This is a genomic window from gamma proteobacterium symbiont of Scutellera amethystina, assembly GCF_059730845.1.
This window is the reverse complement of sequence record NZ_AP035936.1, coordinates 473,774-494,138: the sequence shown is the minus strand read 5'-3', so window position 1 is coordinate 494,138 and position 20,365 is coordinate 473,774. Positions and strand designations below refer to the sequence as shown.

Annotated in this window: 20 protein-coding genes; 10 read left to right on the top strand and 10 right to left on the bottom strand. The window is 55.2% G+C overall.

The window, feature by feature from the left end; all coding sequences use genetic code 11:
* Positions 1-37: 37 nt before the first annotated feature.
* Entirely contained in the window at positions 38-766 is a 729-nt protein-coding gene (locus AC6I79_RS22325; protein WP_498027897.1) for an SDR family NAD(P)-dependent oxidoreductase, read from the bottom strand.
* Between the two features lie 101 nt (positions 767-867).
* On the opposite strand from AC6I79_RS22325, the gene AC6I79_RS22320 reads away from it, so the two are divergent.
* The 3 genes from AC6I79_RS22320 (at position 868) to AC6I79_RS22310 (ending at position 3,590) form a co-directional block, all read left to right on the top strand.
* The gene (locus AC6I79_RS22320; protein WP_058759071.1) at positions 868-1,245 is read left to right on the top strand and encodes a winged helix-turn-helix transcriptional regulator; all 378 of its coding nucleotides are present in this window, start codon (positions 868-870) and stop codon (positions 1,243-1,245) included.
* A gap of 281 nt (positions 1,246-1,526) precedes the next feature.
* On the top strand, positions 1,527-2,105 hold the full coding sequence (locus tag AC6I79_RS22315) for a YceI family protein (protein ID WP_058759072.1): 579 nt from the start codon (positions 1,527-1,529) through the stop codon (positions 2,103-2,105).
* Positions 2,106-2,522: 417 nt separating this feature from the next.
* The gene (locus AC6I79_RS22310) at positions 2,523-3,590 is read left to right on the top strand and encodes a mechanosensitive ion channel family protein (protein ID WP_058770269.1); all 1,068 of its coding nucleotides are present in this window, start codon (positions 2,523-2,525) and stop codon (positions 3,588-3,590) included.
* Between the two features lie 306 nt (positions 3,591-3,896).
* On the opposite strand, the gene AC6I79_RS22305 is transcribed toward AC6I79_RS22310, so the two are convergent.
* Both AC6I79_RS22305 and AC6I79_RS22300 read right to left on the bottom strand, forming a co-directional pair.
* Positions 3,897-5,573 carry an SNIPE associated domain-containing protein gene (locus AC6I79_RS22305; protein WP_498027782.1) on the bottom strand — a complete coding sequence of 559 codons (1,677 nt, stop codon included), beginning with the start codon at positions 5,571-5,573 and terminating at the stop codon, positions 3,897-3,899.
* 564 nt (positions 5,574-6,137) lie between these two features.
* Entirely contained in the window at positions 6,138-6,779 is a 642-nt protein-coding gene (locus AC6I79_RS22300; protein ID WP_104187468.1) for an HD domain-containing protein, read from the bottom strand.
* A 112-nt stretch (positions 6,780-6,891) separates the two neighbouring features.
* On the opposite strand from AC6I79_RS22300, the gene AC6I79_RS22295 reads away from it, so the two are divergent.
* Positions 6,892-7,860, top strand: a complete 969-nt coding sequence (locus AC6I79_RS22295) for a GlxA family transcriptional regulator (RefSeq protein WP_031279996.1) — start codon at positions 6,892-6,894, stop codon at positions 7,858-7,860.
* Between the two features lie 47 nt (positions 7,861-7,907).
* Here the strand turns inward: AC6I79_RS22295 and yddG are convergent, their stop codons facing one another.
* The gene (gene yddG / locus AC6I79_RS22290; protein ID WP_125310541.1) at positions 7,908-8,822 is read right to left on the bottom strand and encodes an aromatic amino acid DMT transporter YddG; all 915 of its coding nucleotides are present in this window, start codon (positions 8,820-8,822) and stop codon (positions 7,908-7,910) included.
* Positions 8,823-9,137: 315 nt separating this feature from the next.
* Here yddG and AC6I79_RS22285 point away from each other — a divergent pair, with 315 nt between their 5' ends.
* Positions 9,138-10,145 (top strand): alpha/beta hydrolase, encoded by a 1,008-nt coding sequence (locus AC6I79_RS22285; RefSeq protein WP_159377660.1) that lies wholly within the window; start codon positions 9,138-9,140, stop codon positions 10,143-10,145.
* A gap of 48 nt (positions 10,146-10,193) precedes the next feature.
* Here the strand turns inward: AC6I79_RS22285 and AC6I79_RS22280 are convergent, their stop codons facing one another.
* Entirely contained in the window at positions 10,194-11,048 is an 855-nt protein-coding gene (locus tag AC6I79_RS22280) for a Vmh family MBL fold metallo-hydrolase (RefSeq protein ID WP_058759080.1), read from the bottom strand.
* A 123-nt stretch (positions 11,049-11,171) separates the two neighbouring features.
* Here AC6I79_RS22280 and AC6I79_RS22275 point away from each other — a divergent pair, with 123 nt between their 5' ends.
* A complete protein-coding gene (locus tag AC6I79_RS22275) occupies positions 11,172-12,053 on the top strand; it encodes a LysR family transcriptional regulator (protein WP_058781544.1) in 882 nt (293 codons plus the stop codon).
* Between the two features lie 30 nt (positions 12,054-12,083).
* Here AC6I79_RS22275 and AC6I79_RS22270 read toward each other — a convergent pair whose 3' ends face one another.
* On the bottom strand, positions 12,084-12,215 hold the full coding sequence (locus AC6I79_RS22270) for a hypothetical protein (RefSeq protein ID WP_260467644.1): 132 nt from the start codon (positions 12,213-12,215) through the stop codon (positions 12,084-12,086).
* A 38-nt stretch (positions 12,216-12,253) separates the two neighbouring features.
* Between AC6I79_RS22270 and leuE the strand changes: the two genes are divergently transcribed.
* The 4 genes from leuE to biuH all read left to right on the top strand — a co-directional run bounded on the left by leuE (position 12,254) and on the right by biuH (position 16,597).
* Positions 12,254-12,892: a leucine efflux protein LeuE gene (gene leuE, locus AC6I79_RS22265; RefSeq protein WP_058770263.1), complete on the top strand. Its 639-nt coding sequence runs from the start codon at positions 12,254-12,256 to the stop codon at positions 12,890-12,892.
* Positions 12,893-13,145: 253 nt separating this feature from the next.
* Complete coding sequence (locus AC6I79_RS22260) at positions 13,146-14,594, top strand: amidase (protein ID WP_125310537.1); 1,449 nt, start codon at positions 13,146-13,148, stop codon at positions 14,592-14,594.
* Complete coding sequence (locus AC6I79_RS22255; protein WP_262264037.1) at positions 14,587-15,897, top strand: purine-cytosine permease family protein; 1,311 nt, start codon at positions 14,587-14,589, stop codon at positions 15,895-15,897. The genes AC6I79_RS22260 and AC6I79_RS22255 overlap by 8 nt, the downstream gene beginning before the upstream one ends.
* The gene (gene biuH, locus AC6I79_RS22250; RefSeq protein ID WP_498027781.1) at positions 15,890-16,597 is read left to right on the top strand and encodes a biuret amidohydrolase; all 708 of its coding nucleotides are present in this window, start codon (positions 15,890-15,892) and stop codon (positions 16,595-16,597) included. Before AC6I79_RS22255 ends, biuH begins: the two co-directional genes overlap by 8 nt.
* Positions 16,598-16,721: 124 nt before the next feature.
* Here biuH and AC6I79_RS22245 read toward each other — a convergent pair whose 3' ends face one another.
* From AC6I79_RS22245 to AC6I79_RS22230, 4 genes are all read right to left on the bottom strand, one after another.
* Entirely contained in the window at positions 16,722-17,516 is a 795-nt protein-coding gene (locus AC6I79_RS22245) for a hypothetical protein (RefSeq protein WP_058775944.1), read from the bottom strand.
* A gap of 34 nt (positions 17,517-17,550) precedes the next feature.
* Complete coding sequence (locus AC6I79_RS22240; protein ID WP_498027780.1) at positions 17,551-18,705, bottom strand: MFS transporter; 1,155 nt, start codon at positions 18,703-18,705, stop codon at positions 17,551-17,553.
* Positions 18,706-19,205: 500 nt separating this feature from the next.
* Positions 19,206-19,589, bottom strand: a complete 384-nt coding sequence (locus tag AC6I79_RS22235) for a VOC family protein (RefSeq protein ID WP_481658224.1) — start codon at positions 19,587-19,589, stop codon at positions 19,206-19,208.
* Between the two features lie 57 nt (positions 19,590-19,646).
* Complete coding sequence (locus AC6I79_RS22230; RefSeq protein ID WP_421039544.1) at positions 19,647-20,342, bottom strand: helix-turn-helix transcriptional regulator; 696 nt, start codon at positions 20,340-20,342, stop codon at positions 19,647-19,649.
* Between the last annotated feature and the right edge of the window lie 23 nt (positions 20,343-20,365).

The following is a 20,365-nucleotide window of genomic DNA, read 5'->3' as shown; positions in this document are numbered from 1 at the left end:
CAACGCCCGGCAGGCGCGCTGTGCAGCACGACAACCATTACGCGGACATACCGCCATCAATCACCAGTTCGCTGCCGGTGACATAGACACTTTCGTCCGATGCGAGGAACAGGGCGGCCGCCGCAACTTCGTCAGGATGGCCGAGGCGTTTGGCCGGTATCTGCGCGCTGAATGTCTGTCGTACCTCGTCGCTGACCTGGTCAAACATCGGCGTGTCCGTCGGGCCAGGGCTGAGCGTGTTGACGCGAATGCCGCGCGGTGCCAGTTCGCTGCTCCAGGTGCGGGCATAGGCGCGCACCGCGGCTTTGCTGGCCGAATAAGCGCCATAGCCAGGGTTGGCCATGCTGCCCGCAATCGAGCCCACCAGCACGATGGCACCGCCTTCAGTCATGTGCTTCACCGCATGCTGTACGGTGAATACCATGGCACGCACGTTGAGGCCGAACGTGCGGTCAAAGTGCTCTGCGCTGGTCTCTTCGAGGCTGGCGGGTTCAGCCACGCCAGAGGAGTTCACCAGAATATCGAGACGTCCGGCGCGGGCCTGCACGGTGTCAAACAGACGGGCAACATCGTCTGCGCTGGTGAGGTCGCCTGCTATCGCCTCAATGCAGCCGCCAGTCAGCGTGACGGCTTCGGCCAGCAGCGCTTCGCGTCGCCCGGTGATGAAAACGTGGGCACCTTCCTGCACAAAACGGCGCGCGATGGCGAGGCCGATACCACTGCCGCCGCCGGTCACCAGCGCGACTTTTCCTTCGAGTTTCATTATGGCTGCTCCAGGATGAGAGGGGTGGACGGCTGATGATACATTTCGTATATTTAGTGTCAATTACGCACATTATCTACATTAGATATACATAAGGAAACCTCATGCCGACTGATATCGCGGCGCTGCTGGCAGAGATCAACAGCACCCGTCCAATCCTGGAACAGGTCGCCAATAAGTGGTCGGTATTAATTCTGACCGTGCTGTGCACTGAACCCGCTCGCTTTAACGCGATCAAGCGCCGTCTTGATCCGATTACCCACAAGGCACTGACGGAGGCGTTGCGCCGGCTGGAGCGTAATGGCCTGATTAGCCGTCGCGTGATCGCCTCGTCCCCGGTGGCGGTGGAATATGCCATTACGCCGCTGGGCCAGACGTTGCAGGATCCGTTTGTTGCGCTGGTGAAGTGGGCCAGAGAGCAGGGCGACGCGATTGAAAAGGCACAGCTTGTCTATGATCAACGTCGTGCCAGCGAAGAATAAAGCGTGGCGGTCGCCGGCTATTCAGGCGGTCTGTTAATCGCATGCTCAACATGGTTTGCCGTTCTTCTCTTCGCCGCTAAATTAGCCCACATAAAAACGGACTTATTAAATTCGACTCGCCGGAATTTAATTACGTCATTTCAGTAAATTTCACGCTGCGTTATTATTTGCGTGCGGGAAAAAAGGGTTAAAAATTTTGAATGGGTAAAGCAAATGATTTCAATAACACCTCAGCAGGTTTGCGCTACAGTATTAGCACTTGATTATTTGAGGATGTTTCCATGAAATTTTTGAAAAAAACGGCGCTGCTTTCTCTGGTGGCATTATATGTTCCCCTGTCACATGCCGCGGCGACGGAATATAACCTTGACCCGCAACATACTTCCGTGGTGATCGCATGGAATCACTTTGGTTTCTCTCATCCGACTGCTGATATTTCTGATGTTTCCGGTCAGCTGGCTTTTGATAAAGAAAACCCGGAAAAGTCACAGGTTAATGTGACCCTGCCGTTAAAAACGATTGACACGCATGTGCCAGCGCTGACCAAAGAGTTTTTGGGTAATGAGTATTTTGACGTTAAAAAATATCCTCAGGCCACCTTCCACAGCACCCATGTGGAAAGCAAAGGCGATAATAAATATGATGTGCAGGGTAATTTAACCATTAAAGGTATCACTAAGCCGGTTGTGCTGCATGCCACGCTGAACAAGCAGGATATGCATCCTATGGTTAAAAAGCAGGCGATCGGTTTTGATGCCACCGGCGTCATCAAACGCTCGGATTTTAAAATCGATAAATATGTTCCGGCCGTGGGCGACGAAGTGACGATTACGCTCTCTACCGAGGCGTATGCCAAATAATGCTTTGCGCGCTTAATCGCGCGCTTTTTCTCTGCATCAACCTGCTGCGCTATGCGCGTGTTCAGCGCGAGCTGGCGCAACAGGTTGTCTGTACTTCTTCCCTGGGTGCAGCATCACTGCCTGCCAGCACATTTCTCGCCAGCACCCTCTGACGCTTTGCCTCATCACCTGCCTGCAATTTCAGACCTTTAGCAATAAAGCCGAAAAAAACCACCAATTCATAACCTTGCGATGACCGTCAGCACTGCACCTGATTACCTGATGGGTTTTTACCCTGCTAACAGCGGCCAGTGAACTATATTTTTACCCACTGAAGTGCGAAATCATGGGTTTAGCAGATAACCGGCACGATAACGGTTACTGATTTTGGTGACTTATCTGACAACCACGGTTGTTAGCTGAACAGAAGGGAATATCATGCCATTACTTCCTGGTGAGTTATCTGGTGCGCCGACATGGGTGCCTGCTGTATTGCTCGTCACACTCTCGCTACTGCTGGGTTTTCTGGCCCGCTTTCTTCTTCTCAGGTTTATCCGCTACTGGCAAAGCCGCGATCGCAAGCTGTTTAAATCGCTGGAAAAGCATCTGCGGGGATCGTTATTTTTATTCATTCCATTACTGCTGATCAATATGGGGATGAATTATGTGCATCTTGATCCTGGGTCACTGAGCTTTATCGCCACCACGCTTAATATCTTTATCATCTTATCGTTCTGTTCCATTTTGATTCGTCTGATTAACGTAGCGCAGGATATGTTGTTTATTCGCTACGATATCAACCTGTCGAACAATCTGCGCGCGCGTAAAATTCGTACGCAATTAATCTATGTTAAAAAAGTGGCTATCGTCATCCTGGTATTGTTTTGCCTGAGTTTAATTCTGCTCAACTTCCCTGGTGTACGTAAATTCGGCACCACCATCCTCGCGGGTGCCGGGGTCGCCGGTATCATTATTGGTTTCGCTTTGCAAAAGTCGCTGGTGAATCTGTTTGCCGGCATTCAGATTGCTTTCACCCAACCGATAAAAATTGACGATGCGGTGGTGGTCGAAAAGGAGTGGGGCTGGATTGAGGAAATCAATCTGACCTATGTTGTGGTGCGCATCTGGGATTTACGCCGTCTGGTGCTGCCCATCACCTATTTTACCGAGAATGCATTTCAGAACTGGACGCGAAATAATGCGCAAATATTGGGGTCTGTGTTTCTCTATGTTGATTACTCGATGCCGCTGGCGCCGCTGCGTGAGCATTTTGAAAAAATCCTCAATGAGACGCGGCTCTGGGATCGCGAAACTCAGGTGTTACAGGTGACCGATACCACGGAAAAAACCATGACCATCCGTTTACTGATGACCGCGCAGAACTCACCGACGGCATGGGATCTGCGCTGCTATGTACGCGAGAAAATGATTGAATTCATTCAGCAGAATTACCCGCAGAGTCTGCCGCAGGTCAGAGCCACCCTGACCGACGCCGACAAAGCATAGTTCAGGCTGGCGATGGGGCATCGCTCGGTAATTGCTCAGGTTGCCATTGCTATCCGGCGTCATTATCAGGGCCCTTGTCGGGGCCCTGACAGGGCGTTTTCTCCGTCCGTTTTTACTGACTCTTTTCCTTATCCGCCTCCACCGCCTTCGGCAGATCTTTACGCAGTTTTGCTACCTGATCCGCGCTTACCGCAGGTGCCTGATTGCCCCAGCCGTTACGAATGAATGTCACCAGATCCGCCACTTATTCTTACATTCACAATAACCTGACGTATCATCATCAGGTCATATCATGGCTACAAAACATTATGCAACAATCAACTCTTCGCTTTCTTTTAACGCTGTGTTGCGTTCATTTTCGATGGCTAAAGACTCTCTGTACTCTTTAGCTTCTGCAGAAATTGTCCAATGCACATCAATGCTCATTTCCTGAATCGTGGATTTGATGTCTTTAATACCGACATTAAAGAACTCTTTGCGCGAGTTAACTTTGTTTACCTGTTTATCGTTAAACACCTTGTGAAGGTGATTTTCAAGCGAAGGAGCATCATCACTGTAGATCATTGCATGTACATCGAATGAAAACGGGACGCTGGCATCGCCAAGTTCACGAACCCGGTCGAGCGGTTCGAGCCTGCGTGTCATCCCAATTTTATACACGTTTTCTCCAAACGAGCCGATATTACTGATCACATACACATGACCTGAACGTGTTTGCTGTGCCATCGAAATGGCTCGTTGGTTTTTGGCTTCAGCTTCTTCGTATTTAATTTGTAGCTCAGCCAGTCTTTGTTCGAGGGCTATACGTTGTTCTTCGCCTGCGAGCATCAGTTCTTTAGTCGCTTTATCAATCGCCTGCTGAATTGTTTTTTCTTCTTTTTCAGCTTCTTTTATCGCTTTTTCATACTCGCGACGCGCCTTTTCTTCTTCACGCAACTGTTCTTTGATTCGTCTTTGTTCTTCTCTTTCTTCGAGCATAATTTCATTTACAGCTACTCCCCATTTAAGCTCGTTGAGTCGGGCCTGCAAGCAGATATCAGTGATCCTGGCTGACCTAAAGGCTGAACCGTTAAAATTAACAAGCTCAAAGGCATCTTTTATTTCCTGGGATAATTTGCCGTAATTGTTGTGTTTAATTTTTGAGAGGGTACTGTCGACTTTTCCATTGAAAGCATCCAGTACAAATTTGATGGCGGTGTTTCTTCTGTTTGGTTCGACGTAATCACAGCTTGCCGCTTTGTTCGTTTTGATAAGAGACTTAGTTAACTCTCTGGCTTTTTGCAGTTCTTTTCCTGCATCTGTAAATTCATAACTCTCTGCCAGTTCGTCCAAAACGCTTCGGTTTGGCACTATCCATTCATCGCCGTACCCTTCAATTTTATTTTTCATTGACCTGGCGACAGCCTGATAGGTTTCTGCAAACTCTTTCGCTTCATATGCGGAGCCAGCTATTTTCATTGCACGTATCTCTGCATCCGCGATTATTTTCATCGCATTATCATTTGCGTTGGAGATCAGCTCATCCGCTTTACTATTCGCGTTATCGAGTCGTTCTTTGGCTTTCAGGCGCGCATCACGCGCATCCTGGGTGATAGCGACAGCTTCGCTATTGGCGTTGCTTATTGTTAATGCAGCCTGATCGTGAGCTTCGTTTACCGCTCTTGCCGCTTGTTTTTGCGCGTCATCCAGCTTTTCTCTGGCAATAGCGTCAGCGGTTTTAATCTTTTTTTCCGCATCTAATACTGCATCGTGTAATTCCTGATACTGCCACAAAGGAGTGGCTTTTCCTTCAAGTTCTGCGTGGTCACGTACAGCCTGAGCTAATTTTTTCTGCGTTTCACCTAATTCTTCGCCAAGCGTATTTTTGCCGGAGATTAAAAGAGCTATTTCCTCTCGGTATTTTTTGCTTTTTTTGAAAAGTACGACAGATAAAACCGGAGCCAGAAGTGCTAATAAGAGTACTACTACTAAAAATAATTCCATTTCAAAGTCCTTTTACTCTATCAATTTGTAACAGCTGTGCTTCCTAACTATGCTATCACTTCTATATCTGAAAAAGCACATTCAAAAATATCATTTACAGTGGAAAGTTTGAACCTGCCTCTGGACGACCGGGGGATGAGTCTAATGAAATTGTAATGAAGAAATACCTATAGCATGGTCGAATTGTTATGAATTGATTGCTTTGGTTAACACCGTGTCCGTGCATGACCCTCTGTTAACTGAACGTACAAGGACGACCGCAAAGGCATTGCTGGAAGCAGGGGAATGGGGAATCAAGCCGTTTGAAACCTGCGGCGTAAGAGGTTTGGCAGCAGCGCGACGGTGCATTTTTCGGAAAAAAATGCCCGCAGAGCGGGCATAACAAAAAAACTACAGGAAAAATTCTCGTCGCAACGCTTGAGCTGTGTGTTGCGTCACTATAGTAGCAACGAAAATTCTCCCATGCTGACAATGTTCGATGAGTTAATTTTGTTGCCGGGATTCACAGCGCACGCTTCCGTCGCCATTTCTCCCGTTCGCGATGAGCTATCTCCGCTGTCCATGTTAACCCGCCCAGCGCGACTGGCGGATAATCCGGCAAAAATTCATCGGGCGAAATGCCGGTTGCTTATCAGCGATGACGTCAGCTTTCACGTTGCCGAAAGTCGTCGCCGGTTTGTGTTGAATGCCTTCATAAAATGCCTGGATAATTTCTTCTTTAAACTGTGCCGGACGGGGATGCTGCTGCACCACGGCTTCACGTTGCTCATCGCTGAAGTGGTCATAGTCAATACCCAGCACATCCATCTCAACGCCGGCCGTCACCAGGGCGATTTCCCCGGCCATAAATTGCGGAATGCCGGGCGTCGTGTGCAGGGCAATCGCCGTCCACACTTTATCAATGTCCGCCTGGGCAACCCCGTAATGTTGCAGAAAATCGCGCGCCGCATTGGCGCCATCGACTTCAAAGCGCTTATCGCAGCTGCAATGCTGTTGCGTCAGGCCCACATCATGAAACATGCAGCCAACGTAAAGCAGCTCGGCATCCACTTTGACCCCCAGTCGCTGACCTGCCAAAGCGCCCCAGTAAAAAACGCGGCTGGAGTGATGAAATAACAGATCCGATTCGATGTCACGTACCAGCGCGGTAGCATCGCGCGCCATTTTGCTGTCCGGAATACGAATGCCGTTAAGAGTAAAACTCATGGTGATGTCTCCGCTTAGTAAAGTTGCGTTCAGCATAAAGCCGCGCGACAATGTCATGAATCTCTGTTTAACGATGATTTCAGACATTGCGATTTAAGCGGACAGCCAGACAATGACTCACCATCACATTACCCTTTTGGCCGTTCCCGGCGCCCAGTTGCTGGATATTTCCGGGCCGCTGGATGTGTTTGCCGAGGCAAATCGGCTGCTGCATCGTCAGGTGTATCAGCTCAGCGTGATGTCGCTGCAGCACACCAGCATCCGCTGCTCGTCTGGTGTCCGGCTGGAAGCCGACGTTGCGCTAACTGCGGCGACACAGCATCGCGCCGATACCTTTCTGGTTGCCGGAGCACCTGACGCCAGCCAGATGCAGCTTTCCGCCAGTGAGCGCCAGCAGATTATCGCGCTCTGTCAGCGCAGCCAGCGTTACGGCTCGGTGTGTACGGGGGCGCTGCTGCTGGCGCAAACGGGTTTGCTGAACGGCAGGAAAGTCACTACTCACTGGGCGTGTGCGGAACGGCTGGCATTACTGCTACCCGATGCGCAGGTCGAAGCCGATGCGCTGTATGTGGCGGATGGTGCATTACGCACGGCAGCGGGGGTGACGTCCGGACTGGATCTGGCGCTGCGGCTGGTGGAAGAGGATCTCGGGCGCGAGCTGGCGCAGGAGGTGGCCGCCAGCCTGGTGATGTTCTTCCAGCGCCCGGTGACACAGGGACATTTTGTACGTAAACAGCAGGTGTCCCTGGCCGGACGCAGCGCCTTTCAGGAGATGCAGCGCTGGGCAATCGCGCATCTGGCACAGATTCGCGGGCTGGAAGACCTGGCGGCGCACATGCACCTCAGTACGCGGCATTTAGCGCGTCTGTTTCAGCAGGAAATGCAGATCCAGCCTGGCGCATGGCTGGAGCAGGCACGCATCAGCCACGCGCGGGCTTTGCTGGATGCCGGTGAGCTGCCGCTCAAAGCGATCCCGGCGGCCTGCGGTTATCACAGTGCCGATGTGATGCGCCGCGCGTTTGTCAAAGTGACCGGCATGACGCCGTCGCTGTATCGCAAAATGTTCCCGCCGCCGCGCTGAGTCTGCACCACTGTCCGTATTCTCGTCCGGCTGCGCCATCCAGCCGCTTATTCCAGCGTATTGCTTTCCAGCTTACGCGTTGCAGTCCCGCGCGTTGACCACCAGCAGAGCAGCGAACCGAGGCAAACCATGGCCGTGCCTTGCCAGAAGGAGAAGGTCAGGCTAGAGTTAAGGATAAAAGCGGCTATCAGCGACGAAATGATAGGGATAAAGTAGGAAGCTGCGGCTAACAGCGTGACATTGCCGTGCAGAATGCCGACGTTCCACGCCGCATAGCCGAGCCCCATCGCCATCGCTGCCAGCGCCAGGCTGATGCACGCCTGCAGTGAGAACACCACGGGCGGCTGCGGTGATAGCAGCGATTTCAGCCACAGCGTCAGCGCAGTTAAGATGAAAAACAGCGTGATGCCGTTACTGCCTTTCGCGCTATTTTTTGTCACCACGCAATAAACCGCCCAAATCATCGCACCGCCAAATGCCAGACCATAACTGAGCGGATTATCCATCACATTGTCGATCATTTCGCCCAGTGAAAATCCCCGATCGCCGCTCAGTACCCGACAAATACCGGCGACGGCCAGCAGGAGGCCGGGAATAATCAACGGGCTGGTCTTTTGCCGGTTAACCATCACCGTTAAAACGATAGTCATCGCCGGCCACAGGTAATTAACCATGCCGACTTCAATCGCCTGATGGCCGCTATGAGTAAAACCCAGCGACAGCGACAGGCAGAGCTCATAGCAGACAAACAGCAGGCTGCCGATCAGCAAATAGCGTCGGGGAAACTGGCGCAGGTCAGGAAAACCCACGGTGAGCAGCAACAGCAGGGCGCTGGCGCTATAAATCAGCGCGGCACCGGTTACCGGACCAAAACTTTCACTGACGCTTTTTATTAATCCTACAATCGTGCTCCACAGCAGAATGGCCAGCAGACCAGTCAGGGTAGCTTTACTCTGCGGCATTACCCGTTACCTCAATGTGTGAAAAATCGCGGCGTGCTCGCCAGTGTGGCGGCTGGCGGGGACGCAGACAAGATGAATCTGCAGGTTGCCGATGTGACTGGCCGGAAAGCGAACCCGTCTGCAGACAAAAAGTTGATAAAATATCCTGATTAAAATCAGTGTAATAGAGTGGTGATGTAAATCTTCGCTAAAAAATAACTTGCTATTAAATAGCGCACTATATAAATTCAGTCTCAGTTCAGAACACGACCATCAAGTCATTATCATTTAAATAGCGCGCGATATAATCGCAAAAAACATTAAAGGAGTAACACCATGAAATTACAACACTCTCTGCTTGCCATGGCGATGGCTACTGCGTCGGTAAACAGCTTTGCTGCCGCACCACAACCTGAACGTCACGTGCAGCAGTTTTTACAGGCGCTGAACAGCAGCGGCGGCAAACCGATTGAGCAACTGCCACCGCAGGCGGCGCGTCAGGTGCTGATTGATGCGCAGAAGGGCGTAACGCTGCCGCCGGCCGACGTCACTGAAAAAACCATTCAGGTAAACGGCCAGCCCATTAAGCTGAATATCGTAAAACCGCAGGGCGCACAGGGTACGTTACCGGTATTTATGTTCTTCCACGGCGGCGGCTGGATCCTCGGTGATTTCCCGACCCACGAACGTCTGGTGCGCGATCTGGTGGTGGAATCTGGCGCTGCGGCTGTGTTTGTGAACTATACGCCGTCACCCGAAGCGCATTATCCGCTGGCCATCAATCAGGCTTATGCGGCGACACGCTGGGTGGCGGAACACGGTAGCGAGATTGGTGTCGATGGCAAGCGCCTGGCGCTGGTTGGTAACAGCGTCGGCGGTAACATGGTAGCGGCGGTCGCGCTGCAGGCTAAACAGCAGCAAACGCCAGCAATTCGTTATGACATCATGCTGTGGCCGGTAACCGATGCGCGCTTTGATACCGCTTCGTATCACCAGTTTGCCAACGGATATTTCCTGTCGCGGAACATGATGAAATGGTTCTGGGACGCCTACACCACCAAACAGAGCGAGCGCGACAATATTCTCGCTTCGCCGCTGCGCGCCACAAAAGAGCAGCTGCAGGGCTTACCGCCAACGCTGATTCAGACGGCAGAACTGGATGTGCTGCGTGATGAGGGTGAAGCCTTTGGTCGCAAACTGGATGCCGCCGGTGTGGATGTCACCGTGACGCGCTATAACGGTCTGATTCATGACTACGGTCTGCTCAATCCGCTGAGCGAGGTGCCGGCAGTCCGCACTGCGATTCGCCAGGCGGCGGAAGAGCTGAAAACCCATCTGCAGTAAGCTTCAGGCCAGGCGCGGCGGCGTCTGGCCCGTTTATTTATCCTCGCGTCACTTCCACTTCATCTCACCGGTATTCACCTTCGCGCTCAGCTCCAGCGAGCTGACATCCGCTAAGGTTGGCCATGCCTGTTTCATCGCCTGAATCACCGCCGCGGAGCCTTTGTGCTGTTGCAGCGCCCGCTCAAAACTTTGCAGATAATCCAGCGTAAAGGTGACCGCCTTATCGCCCGCCGGACGCGCACCTAGATAGTGGCCGGGGATCACCACCTGCGGCTTCAACTGCTGCATTTCTCGCAATACCTGACGCCACTCTGCGCGGCTGGCTGCGGTCTGTGTGTCCGCGGTCCAGACGTGAATGCCGGAATCCACCACTGTGCCACCGAGTATTGCCTTACTGGAGGGAATCCACACGTAGGCTGATTTTTCTGCCGCGTGGCGCAGTTCAATGCGCTCACCATCGACGCTAAACCGCGTCTGGTGGGTAATCTGTGGCACATACAGCTGGTGCGGCGCAGCGCCGTTCATCTGCGGTCCCCAGTACTGCAGCTTGGCATCTTTGGTCGCTTCGATATGTTCCACTACCAGCGGCGAGGCGACAATTTTGGCCTGCGGAAACGCCTGCACCAGCGGCTCAAGACCGAAGTAGAAATCCGGATCGCCCGAGGTGATCACGATGTGGGTCAACTGCTTGCCGCGCGCTTTAATCAGTTCCACCAGCTTCTCGCCATCTTTGGGGCTGAACTGCGCATCAAACAGAATCGCTTCATGCGGACCGGAGACCAGCGTCGACGAGACCGGAAAAATTCCCTGTTCCTGTGGGTTATACACGTCTAACTGCAACGGGGCGGCAAAAGCCGGCGCGGCGGCTAAGGTGACCAGCAGCGCGAGTGATTTCATCTTCATGGCATCTTCCTTTTTACGGCAACGTGCCGTCACTGAAAGACGCTATTGTAAGCCAATCGCCAGCTGGCAGAATTCCCGCAATCAGATATGATCAGTTGCATAAAACGATCAGATGGAGCCTGCATGGACAGAGTGACGGCAGCGCGGGTGTTTAACCGAATTTGTGAGTTGGGAAGCCTGAGCGCGGCGGCACGCGCGCTGGATATTTCGCGCCCGATGGTCAGTCGCTATCTTGATGAAATGGAGAAGTGGGCAGGCGCACGCCTGCTGCACCGTTCTTCACGGCGGCTGACCATTACGCCGGCGGGTGAGCAGATTTTGCATAAGACACGTGCGCTGGCCCGGCTGGCCGACGAGATTGAACAGCAGGGCGATGAGGGCAAACCGCAGGGCACGTTGCGCGTGGCCTGTGCACATTCAACCGCCACCCACATTCTTGGACCGATGATTCCGGCGTTCCTCGCGCGTTACCCGGCGGTACGTATTGAGCTGGAGATCAATAATCAGCCGGTCAGCCTGGTGGGTGAGCGCATCGACGTGGCCATTCGCATTACCGACGATCCGGAGCCCGGCGCGATTGCCCGCAGGCTGGGTGAATGTGCCTCGGTAGTCTGCGCCGCGCCGGCCTATTTAACGCGACGGGGCGAACCGCAGACGCCAGCGGATCTGGCACAACATAATTGCCTGCACTACAGCCGCTTTGCCGGGCAGCGCTGGCAGTTTCACGATGCGCAAGGCGAGGCGGTTTCCGTGGTGGTGAGCGGCAATTTCAGCGCTGGTATTTCATCCGTGTTATGTGATGCCGCTATCGCCGGCTGTGGTGTTGCCATGGTGCCGGCAATGGAGGCGCAGGCTGCACTGGCCAGCGGTCAGTTACGTTGCGTACTGCCCGGTTTTCAACCGCGCACCTTAGGCATTTATGGCCTGTATATGTCGCGCGAACGCCAGCCTGCGGTATTACGGGTATTTCTGGACGCGGTGATGCAGCAGTTGCGAAACCTCTGAATCATCACTGTGACAACGTCACTGTGCCTGTCACGCGCTGTATGCGTTACGTAACACCGTTTCGACATACTGAACCGTGGCGTTAAGCGACAAATCCACCGCACAACTGCTACTATGCGCCGCGCCGCGGCAGTTGAGCAGCGCGCCGGGTTCCACTTTCACTCATTTTTACCTGCTTAACGGCATGGGGTAGCACCGTAATGTTTCACGATTTAGGCATCATTAATCTCTGGACTTTCCTGGCGGGCGCGCTGGTGATCATTCTATTACCCGGACCCAACAGCCTGTATGTGCTGCGCACCGGGATGAGTCGTGGGGCAAAGCCGGCCTGTCAGGCGATAGCCGGGGTGATGGCGGGCGATTTGATTTTGATTTTTCTCGCCTGGGCGGGCGTCGCGACGCTGATCCGTACCAGTCCGCATATTTTTATGGTGGTGCGTTATCTTGGCGCCATGTTCCTGCTGTATCTCGGCGTGAAGATTATCATCGGCGCGCTGCGCAAACGCAGCGGCGATCAACCGGCTGAAGCGGTAAAACAGGAAAACTATTTCCTGCGTGCGCTGCTGCTTGGCGTAACCAATCCCAAGGCGATTCTGTTTTACGTTTCGTTCTTCATTCAGTTTATCGATCCGCGCGTAACCCATACCGCGCCGGCGTTTGCCACCCTGGGTGCGCTGATTCAGGTGATCAGTTTCAGCTACTATTCCCTGTTGCTGGTGGCTGGCGCGGTGATGGTGCGCTATCTGCGAAGCCGCACCCGCCTGGTTAAGCTGGCGAACATGCTGACCGGCATGCTGTTTTTTGGCTTCGCCGTGCGGTTAGTCAGCGCGCAAAGCTAACCCTTCTGACGCACGCCACGGCAGCAACACCGCCTCCGCCGGCTGCACCTTAAAATGGCAACGCGATGATGCAGCGGTGTGCACAGCTTGTGCGCATTGGCTGCATCCGTATGACTGCCGCATCCATAAGTATTCCATCTTGTATCCCAGACCGTATCCTATCTGGCCCGGCGCATAACGGCCGCGCACATCACGTTATTCTGGCACGCAAACTGCACTCCTCCCGGTAGCCAATTAACCCGGGAGAACGATCATGTTTGATGCACTGCTGGATGAAGATGCCACCCAGCTGGCGGCGCGGGTGCGCGACGGCGAGGTTTCCGCGCGCGAGTTAACCCAGGCGACGCTGGATCGCCTGGAACAGCGTGAGCCGCTGATTCAGGCGTTTTGTACGCTAACGCCGGAGCGGGCGCTGGCACAGGCAGAGCAGATCGACCGCCGTCGTGCGCGCGGCGAGCCGCTGGGCGCACTGGCGGGCGTGCCGCTGGCGGTAAAAGATTTGATCTGTACCGCCGGTGTGCGAACCACGTCAGGATCGGCCGCCTACGCCGATTTTATTCCCGAAGAAGATGACATCACCGTTGAGCGCCTGCTGGCGGCGGATGCCATCCTGCTGGGCAAGACCACCGCGCCGGAATTTGGCTACAGCGGTGTCGGCCATAATCCCCTGTTTCCCTCACCGCGTAATCCCTGGGATGTGAGCAAAACGCCGGGCGGATCGAGCGCGGGATCCGGCGCGGCGCTGGCGGCGCGGCTGTGTCCGATTGCGCTCGGCAGTGATGGCGGAGGATCGGTACGTATCCCGGCGGCCCACTGCGGTGTCTATGGACTCAAGGCCTCGATGGGACGGGTGCCGCTGTGGCCGGGCTGCCGCGATGAGCGTTATCCTGGCGTTTCCAGCTGGGAATCGCTTGAACATATCGGTCCGATGACGCGTAGCGTGCGCGACAGCGCGCTGATGATGTCGGTGATGGCCGGTCCGGACATGCGCGATCGGCACTCCATCCCATGCAGCGATGTTGACTGGCTGGCCAGTCTGGATCGGCCACTGCAGGGGTTGCGCATCGCTTTCAGCGCCGACTTTGGCTATATCGCCGTCGATGCGGAAGTGCGCGCCGTGGTCACCGCGGCCGCGCGTCGTCTCGCTGCGGCGCTGGGCGCAGAGCTGGAGGAGGTGGATCCCGGCATCGCTGACGAAAGCGCCAGCTTTGCTGCGCTGGTGGCGTTCGAAAGCGATCTGAGCGGCATGCGCCAGATGCAGAGCGAGCTGGGTGCTGCGATGTCACCGCACCTGAGTGCCATGCTGCAGCGCGACTGGCGCGCGGAGCATTTCACCGACGCCAATACCACGCGCAAAAAGCTCTGCAACCAGCTGTGGCGCTTTATGCAGCGCTACGACCTGCTGCTGTCACCGACGCTGGCGGTGCCGCCGTTTGCGCTGCACATGCAGGGCCCGGAAATCATTGATGGCCGCATGGTGCGCAGCGATCACTGGCTGTCGTTCTGCTTCCCGTTCAATTTTACCGGTCAGCCTGCCGCCTCGGTGCCTGCCGGCTTCACGGCCAGTGGTCTGCCGATCGGTATGCAAATTGTGGGTCGTCATCTGGACGATGGCCTGGTGCTGGCGGCCAGTGCCGCTTTTGAGCGCATCCAACCATGGAATCATCACTATCCTGCTGCTATTGGAGTTCTCCATGAGTAACAAATCTTCCCCTGCGCTGGAGCAGGAGTTCGAGCATGAGCCGGTGCCGCTTAGCCATCGCCACTCGACGGGTTCGGTGTCGGCGGTGTGGTTTGGCTTTCCGATGATCCTCACCAATGCGCTGTTCGGCGGCATTATCACCTGGCATCTTGGCTTCTGGCCGGCACTGCTGGCGATTTTGCTGGGTAACCTGGTGCTGTTTGCCTATGTCGGCGCACTTAGCTGGTTCGCCGGGCATACCGGTATGAACTTCGCGCTGCAGGCGAAGCGGACCTTCGGCACCAAAGGCTATATCCTGGTGTCCGGCTTTCTTTCTACTGTGGTGATAGGCTGGTACGCCTTTCAGACCGGCCTGACCGGAACGGTGATCAACCAGACTTTTGGCTGGAATGCGCTGGCGGTCACCGCGTTTGCCATGGTGCTGTATACCGGCGTCACCTTTCTTGGGGTACGGGCGCTGTCGGTGCTCGGGATGATTGCCGCACCGCTGTTTGTGGTGCTGGGGCTGGTTGCGCTGTGGCTGGTGAGCAAGGATCATGATTTCACCACGCTGACCCAGTGGCAGGGCAGTCCGGCAGCCGCTGGCGCCATGAGCATGGGCACGGCGGTCACCATGGTGATTGCCGGCTTTGCGGATTCCGGCACCATGACAGCGGATTTCACCCGCTGGTCGAAGGACGGCAAATCAGCGGTGATCGCCGCGTTTTCCGCGTTCCCGCTGGCGAATGTGATTTCCTATCTGTTTGGCGTGGTGATTGTCGCCGTCGGCGCGGCGGTCGATCCGCTCAGCAACGGCGGTAACTTTCTGCCGCTGCTGATGGGGCACGGCATGCTGCTGTCGGCCATCGCCTTTCTGTTTGTGTTTATCAACCTCGGTTCGGTATGCACGCACTGCCTGTATAACGGCGCGGTCGGTTTCAGCCATCTGTTCAGCAGCAAAATGCGTCTGTGGACGCTGATCCTCGGTGCCATCGGTGGCGTGCTGGCGCTGGCCGGCGTGTGGTCCTGGTTCCTCGAATGGCTCAGCCTGCTTGGCATGGTGGTGCCGCCGTTTGGCGCAGTGATGATTGTTGACCTGATCTTTATGGCGAAAATCAGCGAACAGCGTCAAACCCGGCGCCTGCGCGGCAGCGCGTTCGCCGCCTGGGCCATCGGCAGCCTGTGTGCGGTGATGGCCCACCTCGAATTCCCGCAGTTTGGTGAAGCGGTTATCGGCCTGGTCACCGCGGCACTGAGCTATACGCTGATTGTGAAATGGAAACCGGAAAGCAGTACGGCGGTAATGGAGAAAAGCAATGCCTGATTATATCGTAGATTCAACCCCCTATCCGTGGCCGTATGACGGCAACTGCACGGTGCAAAACACCGCGCTGCTGGTGATTGATATGCAAACCGACTTCTGCGGCAAGGGCGGCTATGTTGACACTATGGGTTACGACATCTCCCTGACGCGCGCCCCCATCAAACCGCTGCAGCAGGTGTTAGCGCGCATGCGCGACTCCGGCTTCCCGATCATCCATACCCGTGAAGGCCATCGTCCGGACCTGAGCGATCTGCCGGCCAACAAGCGCTGGCGATCGCGGCGGATGCAGGCGGAGATTGGTGCACCAGGGCCCTGTGGCCGCATTCTGGTGCGCGGTGAGCCAGGCTGGGAAATCATTCCCGAGCTGGCGCCGCTACCGGATGAAGTGATTATTGATAAACCCGGCAAAGGCTCTTTTTACGCCACCGACCTTGAGCTGATTCTGCACAGTCGCGGTATCCGCAACTTAATGATCAGCGGCATCACCACCGACGTTTGCGTGCATACCACACTGCGCGAAGCCAACGATCGCGGCTTTGAATGTCTGGTGCTGAGCGACTGCTGCGCGGCGACGGAGTTGAAGCATCATCAGGCGGCGCTCAGCATGATTCATATGCAGGGCGGTATATTCGGCGCAGTGGCAGACTCGGCAGCGCTGCTGGCCGCGCTGAACAGCCCGGCAGCGGCGCGCGTGAGCTAATCCGGCAACGGACGCGAACGGCGGGCTGGCCAGGCGTTGAGGTGCCGGGCCAGCCACAACCGAACACAACCCTGCGCGGGCGTGATGATGCAGTCTGACCGGCCTAGGCCGGTCATGGCAAACTTCAGCCAACGTTGCCGGCAATCGTCAGATAGTCGGTATACATTTGCGGTGCGCCGGAGAACGAGGCCATGGTGCGCCATTCATCATACATACGCTCGCTCTCCTGATGGTTTTTCACAAACGTCAGCGATTTTTCGGTTGAGACGTCCATCGCCGGATGGAAGCTGTTGAGCGAGTCGAGGCTCTCGATCACCAGCATCACGGCATACTGCTCACTTCGATTACCGCCGGTGCCCTTCAGCATGTGAAACTTCCAGCCGGGATAGTCATCAATGCGCGCGACGTTCTCAATCATAAAGCGATCAAAGTCGGCAGCCGTCACGCCAGCGCGTAGCGCCAGATGATGAAAACCGACCACGCGTGCCACCGCAGGTTGAGCATCGGGCTGAAAGTTCGGGCCGGGCGGCAGTGAACTGTGGCGGTTTTCTGCCAGCAGCGAGAACGTGGAGAAGAGCGTTGGTAACTCCCCATAGGTGGCAAAGTTTTTCCACTCCTCAAGCAGCGCGCACGCCTCGGGCCGTTGTTGCCAGAAGGCGATGGCCTCGGCCGTGAGTTCGCCAGCCGGTGTGATATAGCGGTCATAGTCTGCCTGGCTGGCAGCCTGATACAGCATCAGGTATTGTTCCTGGCGTTCGCCGCGCAGGCCTTTTAACAGCGACCATTGCCAGCCCGGATAAGCAGGAATCTGCGTGCCGCGCGCCTTGAGAAAGGCTTCGAAGGTCGCGGCATTAACGCCTTTCTTCAGATTGAGCCCGACGTAGTGCAGGCTGAACACCGGTTGCGTTGAGGTTGTCATAGAAACTCCTTGTGAATATGACAGGGCAGAGGCGCTATTTCGCTGCCAGAGCGAAACGCGCCGCGAAAGTCACCAGCAGCAACATCACGATGCCGGCGCTGAGCGTGGTGGTCAGGGACGTGAGCTGGGCGCTAAAGCCAATCAGCGCCGGGCCCAGCAGTAGCCCGGAGTAACCGCATAGCGTGACGGCCGGTATGGCGTAATGCGCGGCGACAGTGCGCTGGTTACCCGCCGCGTTGAATAAAATCGGCACGATATTGGCCAGACCGATACCCACCAGCACAAAGCCGAGCAGGGCGCTCCACAGCCAGACGGAGAAAATCGCTAATGCCAGCCCTCCGCTGGCGACGAGACCGCCCCAGGTGAGCACGCGGCGACTGCCATAGTGATTAATCAGCCGATCGCCAAACAGGCGCAGCGTAGCGACAGCCGTGGCGTACAGTGTGAAGCTGAAACCGGCCAGCTGCATCGACATGGCGCGTTCACTGTTCATAAACACCGCTGACCAGTCGAGCATGGCGCCTTCGATGAGGAACAGCAGAAAACACAGCAGGGCAATCAGCACCACGTTACGGTGCGTCAGGGCGCGCAGCGTACCGCGCGTTGGTTTTGCATCCGTGCGACGAAGGGGCAACAGGGCGGTATGGCTCATCAGCAGCAGCAATACAATCAACGCACACAGCGGCAGCAGCGCCAGCAGGGGCGCAACCTGCAGCCACAGCAGCAGACTCACCGCGCCGGCGCCAGCAATGCTGCCAAGACTGTAAAAGCCGTGAAAGCCCGACATCTTGCTGGCCCCGGCCTCGCGCTCCACGATCACCGCCTGATAATTCATGCTGACATCCATCAGTCCGTTGATCGCACCGAAGAGCAACAGCGCGCCCGCCATCGGCAATGGTGAGGACAGCAGCATCAGCAGCGGCAGATCCAGGGCCAGTCCGGCACCGCACAGCAGCAGCAGCGTGCGACAGCCAAAATGGGCTATCAGCGCGCCGGTAAAAGGCATAACTGACATGGAGCCTGCGGCGATACAGAACAGCAGCAGCCCCAGCATGCCGTCATTGATCGCCAGTTGCGCTTTGGCGAAGGGAATAAGCGGCGCCCAGGCGGCCATGCCCAGTCCGGCGATAAAAAATAGCGTGCGCGTCGCGCGCTGCTGGCGCAGGTTAAGCAGATTACTGTTCATCATCACATCCCGGTGTAGTACGGCGTTTAATCGCCTGGCCTTATCCATGGTCGGGCTACAGGTACACTGCAGCCTGTGCAGAGGCCCATAAAAACGTAATTAATATTTAACAGTAACAAGACTTGTCCTGGAAATGACGTAGCGTGTTCAGGTGGCTGTATTCAGTAGAGTTTATTTATTACATATACGGAAGGCATTTTAAAAAAGCGCGATGTGGGATGGGAACGGTAATGACGGATAAAGTAAATAATGACAATCTTATTTCAATGCGCTGAAATATATATAAATTTAACTGGGTCGATACAAGCATTGCGTGCACTGTGTAGCGGTGCAATTTATTGCACGATAAATCGCACCGCTATCCACCAGGTTGAATTACCTGCACGTTGCTTAACTGAACAGCAGCGTTAATGTCATTAACCGGCAATCAATAATATAAATATAGTTAATTGATTGCTCAGTGCATTTAACAACCTGCAACCGTCAGCGCCAGGTCTCTTCACTTACTCATCCAGCTGTAAATAGCAGACACGCAGGCGGTGCCCGTCCGGGTCCAGCGCGGTAAAGGTGTAGCCAAAGTCCATGCGCACCGGTGACTGAATGATGGTGATTTCGCGCAGCACGCCCCATTCGTGATAAAGAAAATCGACATCGTCTTTGCGCGCGGTTTTAAACACAATTTCGCTACGCGCCGCACTGGCGGGCAGGGAGAGTGCGGGTTCAACGGTATACTGCGACCAGATACCCAGTTTAAAGCCGTTCTCAAACATAAACATTGCAAAGGTCGGGCTGAGTTCTGCGGGTTTGATGTCGAACAGCGCGGCATAAAAGTCAGCACTTTTCACGACGTTGGGCACATAAATAATGGTCATGTTAGCGGTAAGCATGGTGATCTCCTTGTGTGTTTACCGCTGCATAGTAGGGGGAGGCTGTGACAGATTTTGTCAGGAGTCTACCGGGTACCGCAGATTCTGATAATCCCGCCAGCGTTTCAGCAACTGATGACGCGTGCCGGGATAGAGTTCGCTGGTGACGCTGATCGCTTCAATGCGGTCGACGCGGAAATTGCGGAACTCCTGGCGCAGTTCGCACCAGCCGCACAGCAGGCGCACGCGTTCAAAGTAGCCAATCACTACCGGCCAGATGGTGCGGGTGGAGAGGTTATCCTGCAGATCTTTGTAGCGCAGGCTGATCTTGCTGCGCTGATGGATTGCCTGGCGAATCTGCGGCAGATGGGTTTCGAACAACGCTTCGCCCTGGGAGGCGATCAGCAGCGACTGGTGATCGATACTCTGCGTAAGATGCGGCGGAACCACAGCCTGGACTTTGGCCAGCGCATGGCGCGCGGCGGACTTAAGCTCTTCGTCGGTGTGTCGGGTGACCCAGTTGAGCCCGAGCACCAGCGCATCAATCTCCTGACGGGAAAACATCAGCGGCGGCAAATGGCCGTCGGATTTCAGTAAATAACCAACGCCCGCGCTGCCCTCAATCTCCACGCCCTGCTGCTGCAAACTAAGAATGTCACGATAGACGGTGCGCACGCTGATGTGCAGCTGTTCGGCGATACGCTGCGCGGTCAGCGGATAGCGATGACAGCGCAGCAATTGCAGCAGTTCGGGAAGCCGCTGAGTTTTAGACATGATACGCCAGCCTTAAGCGAAGA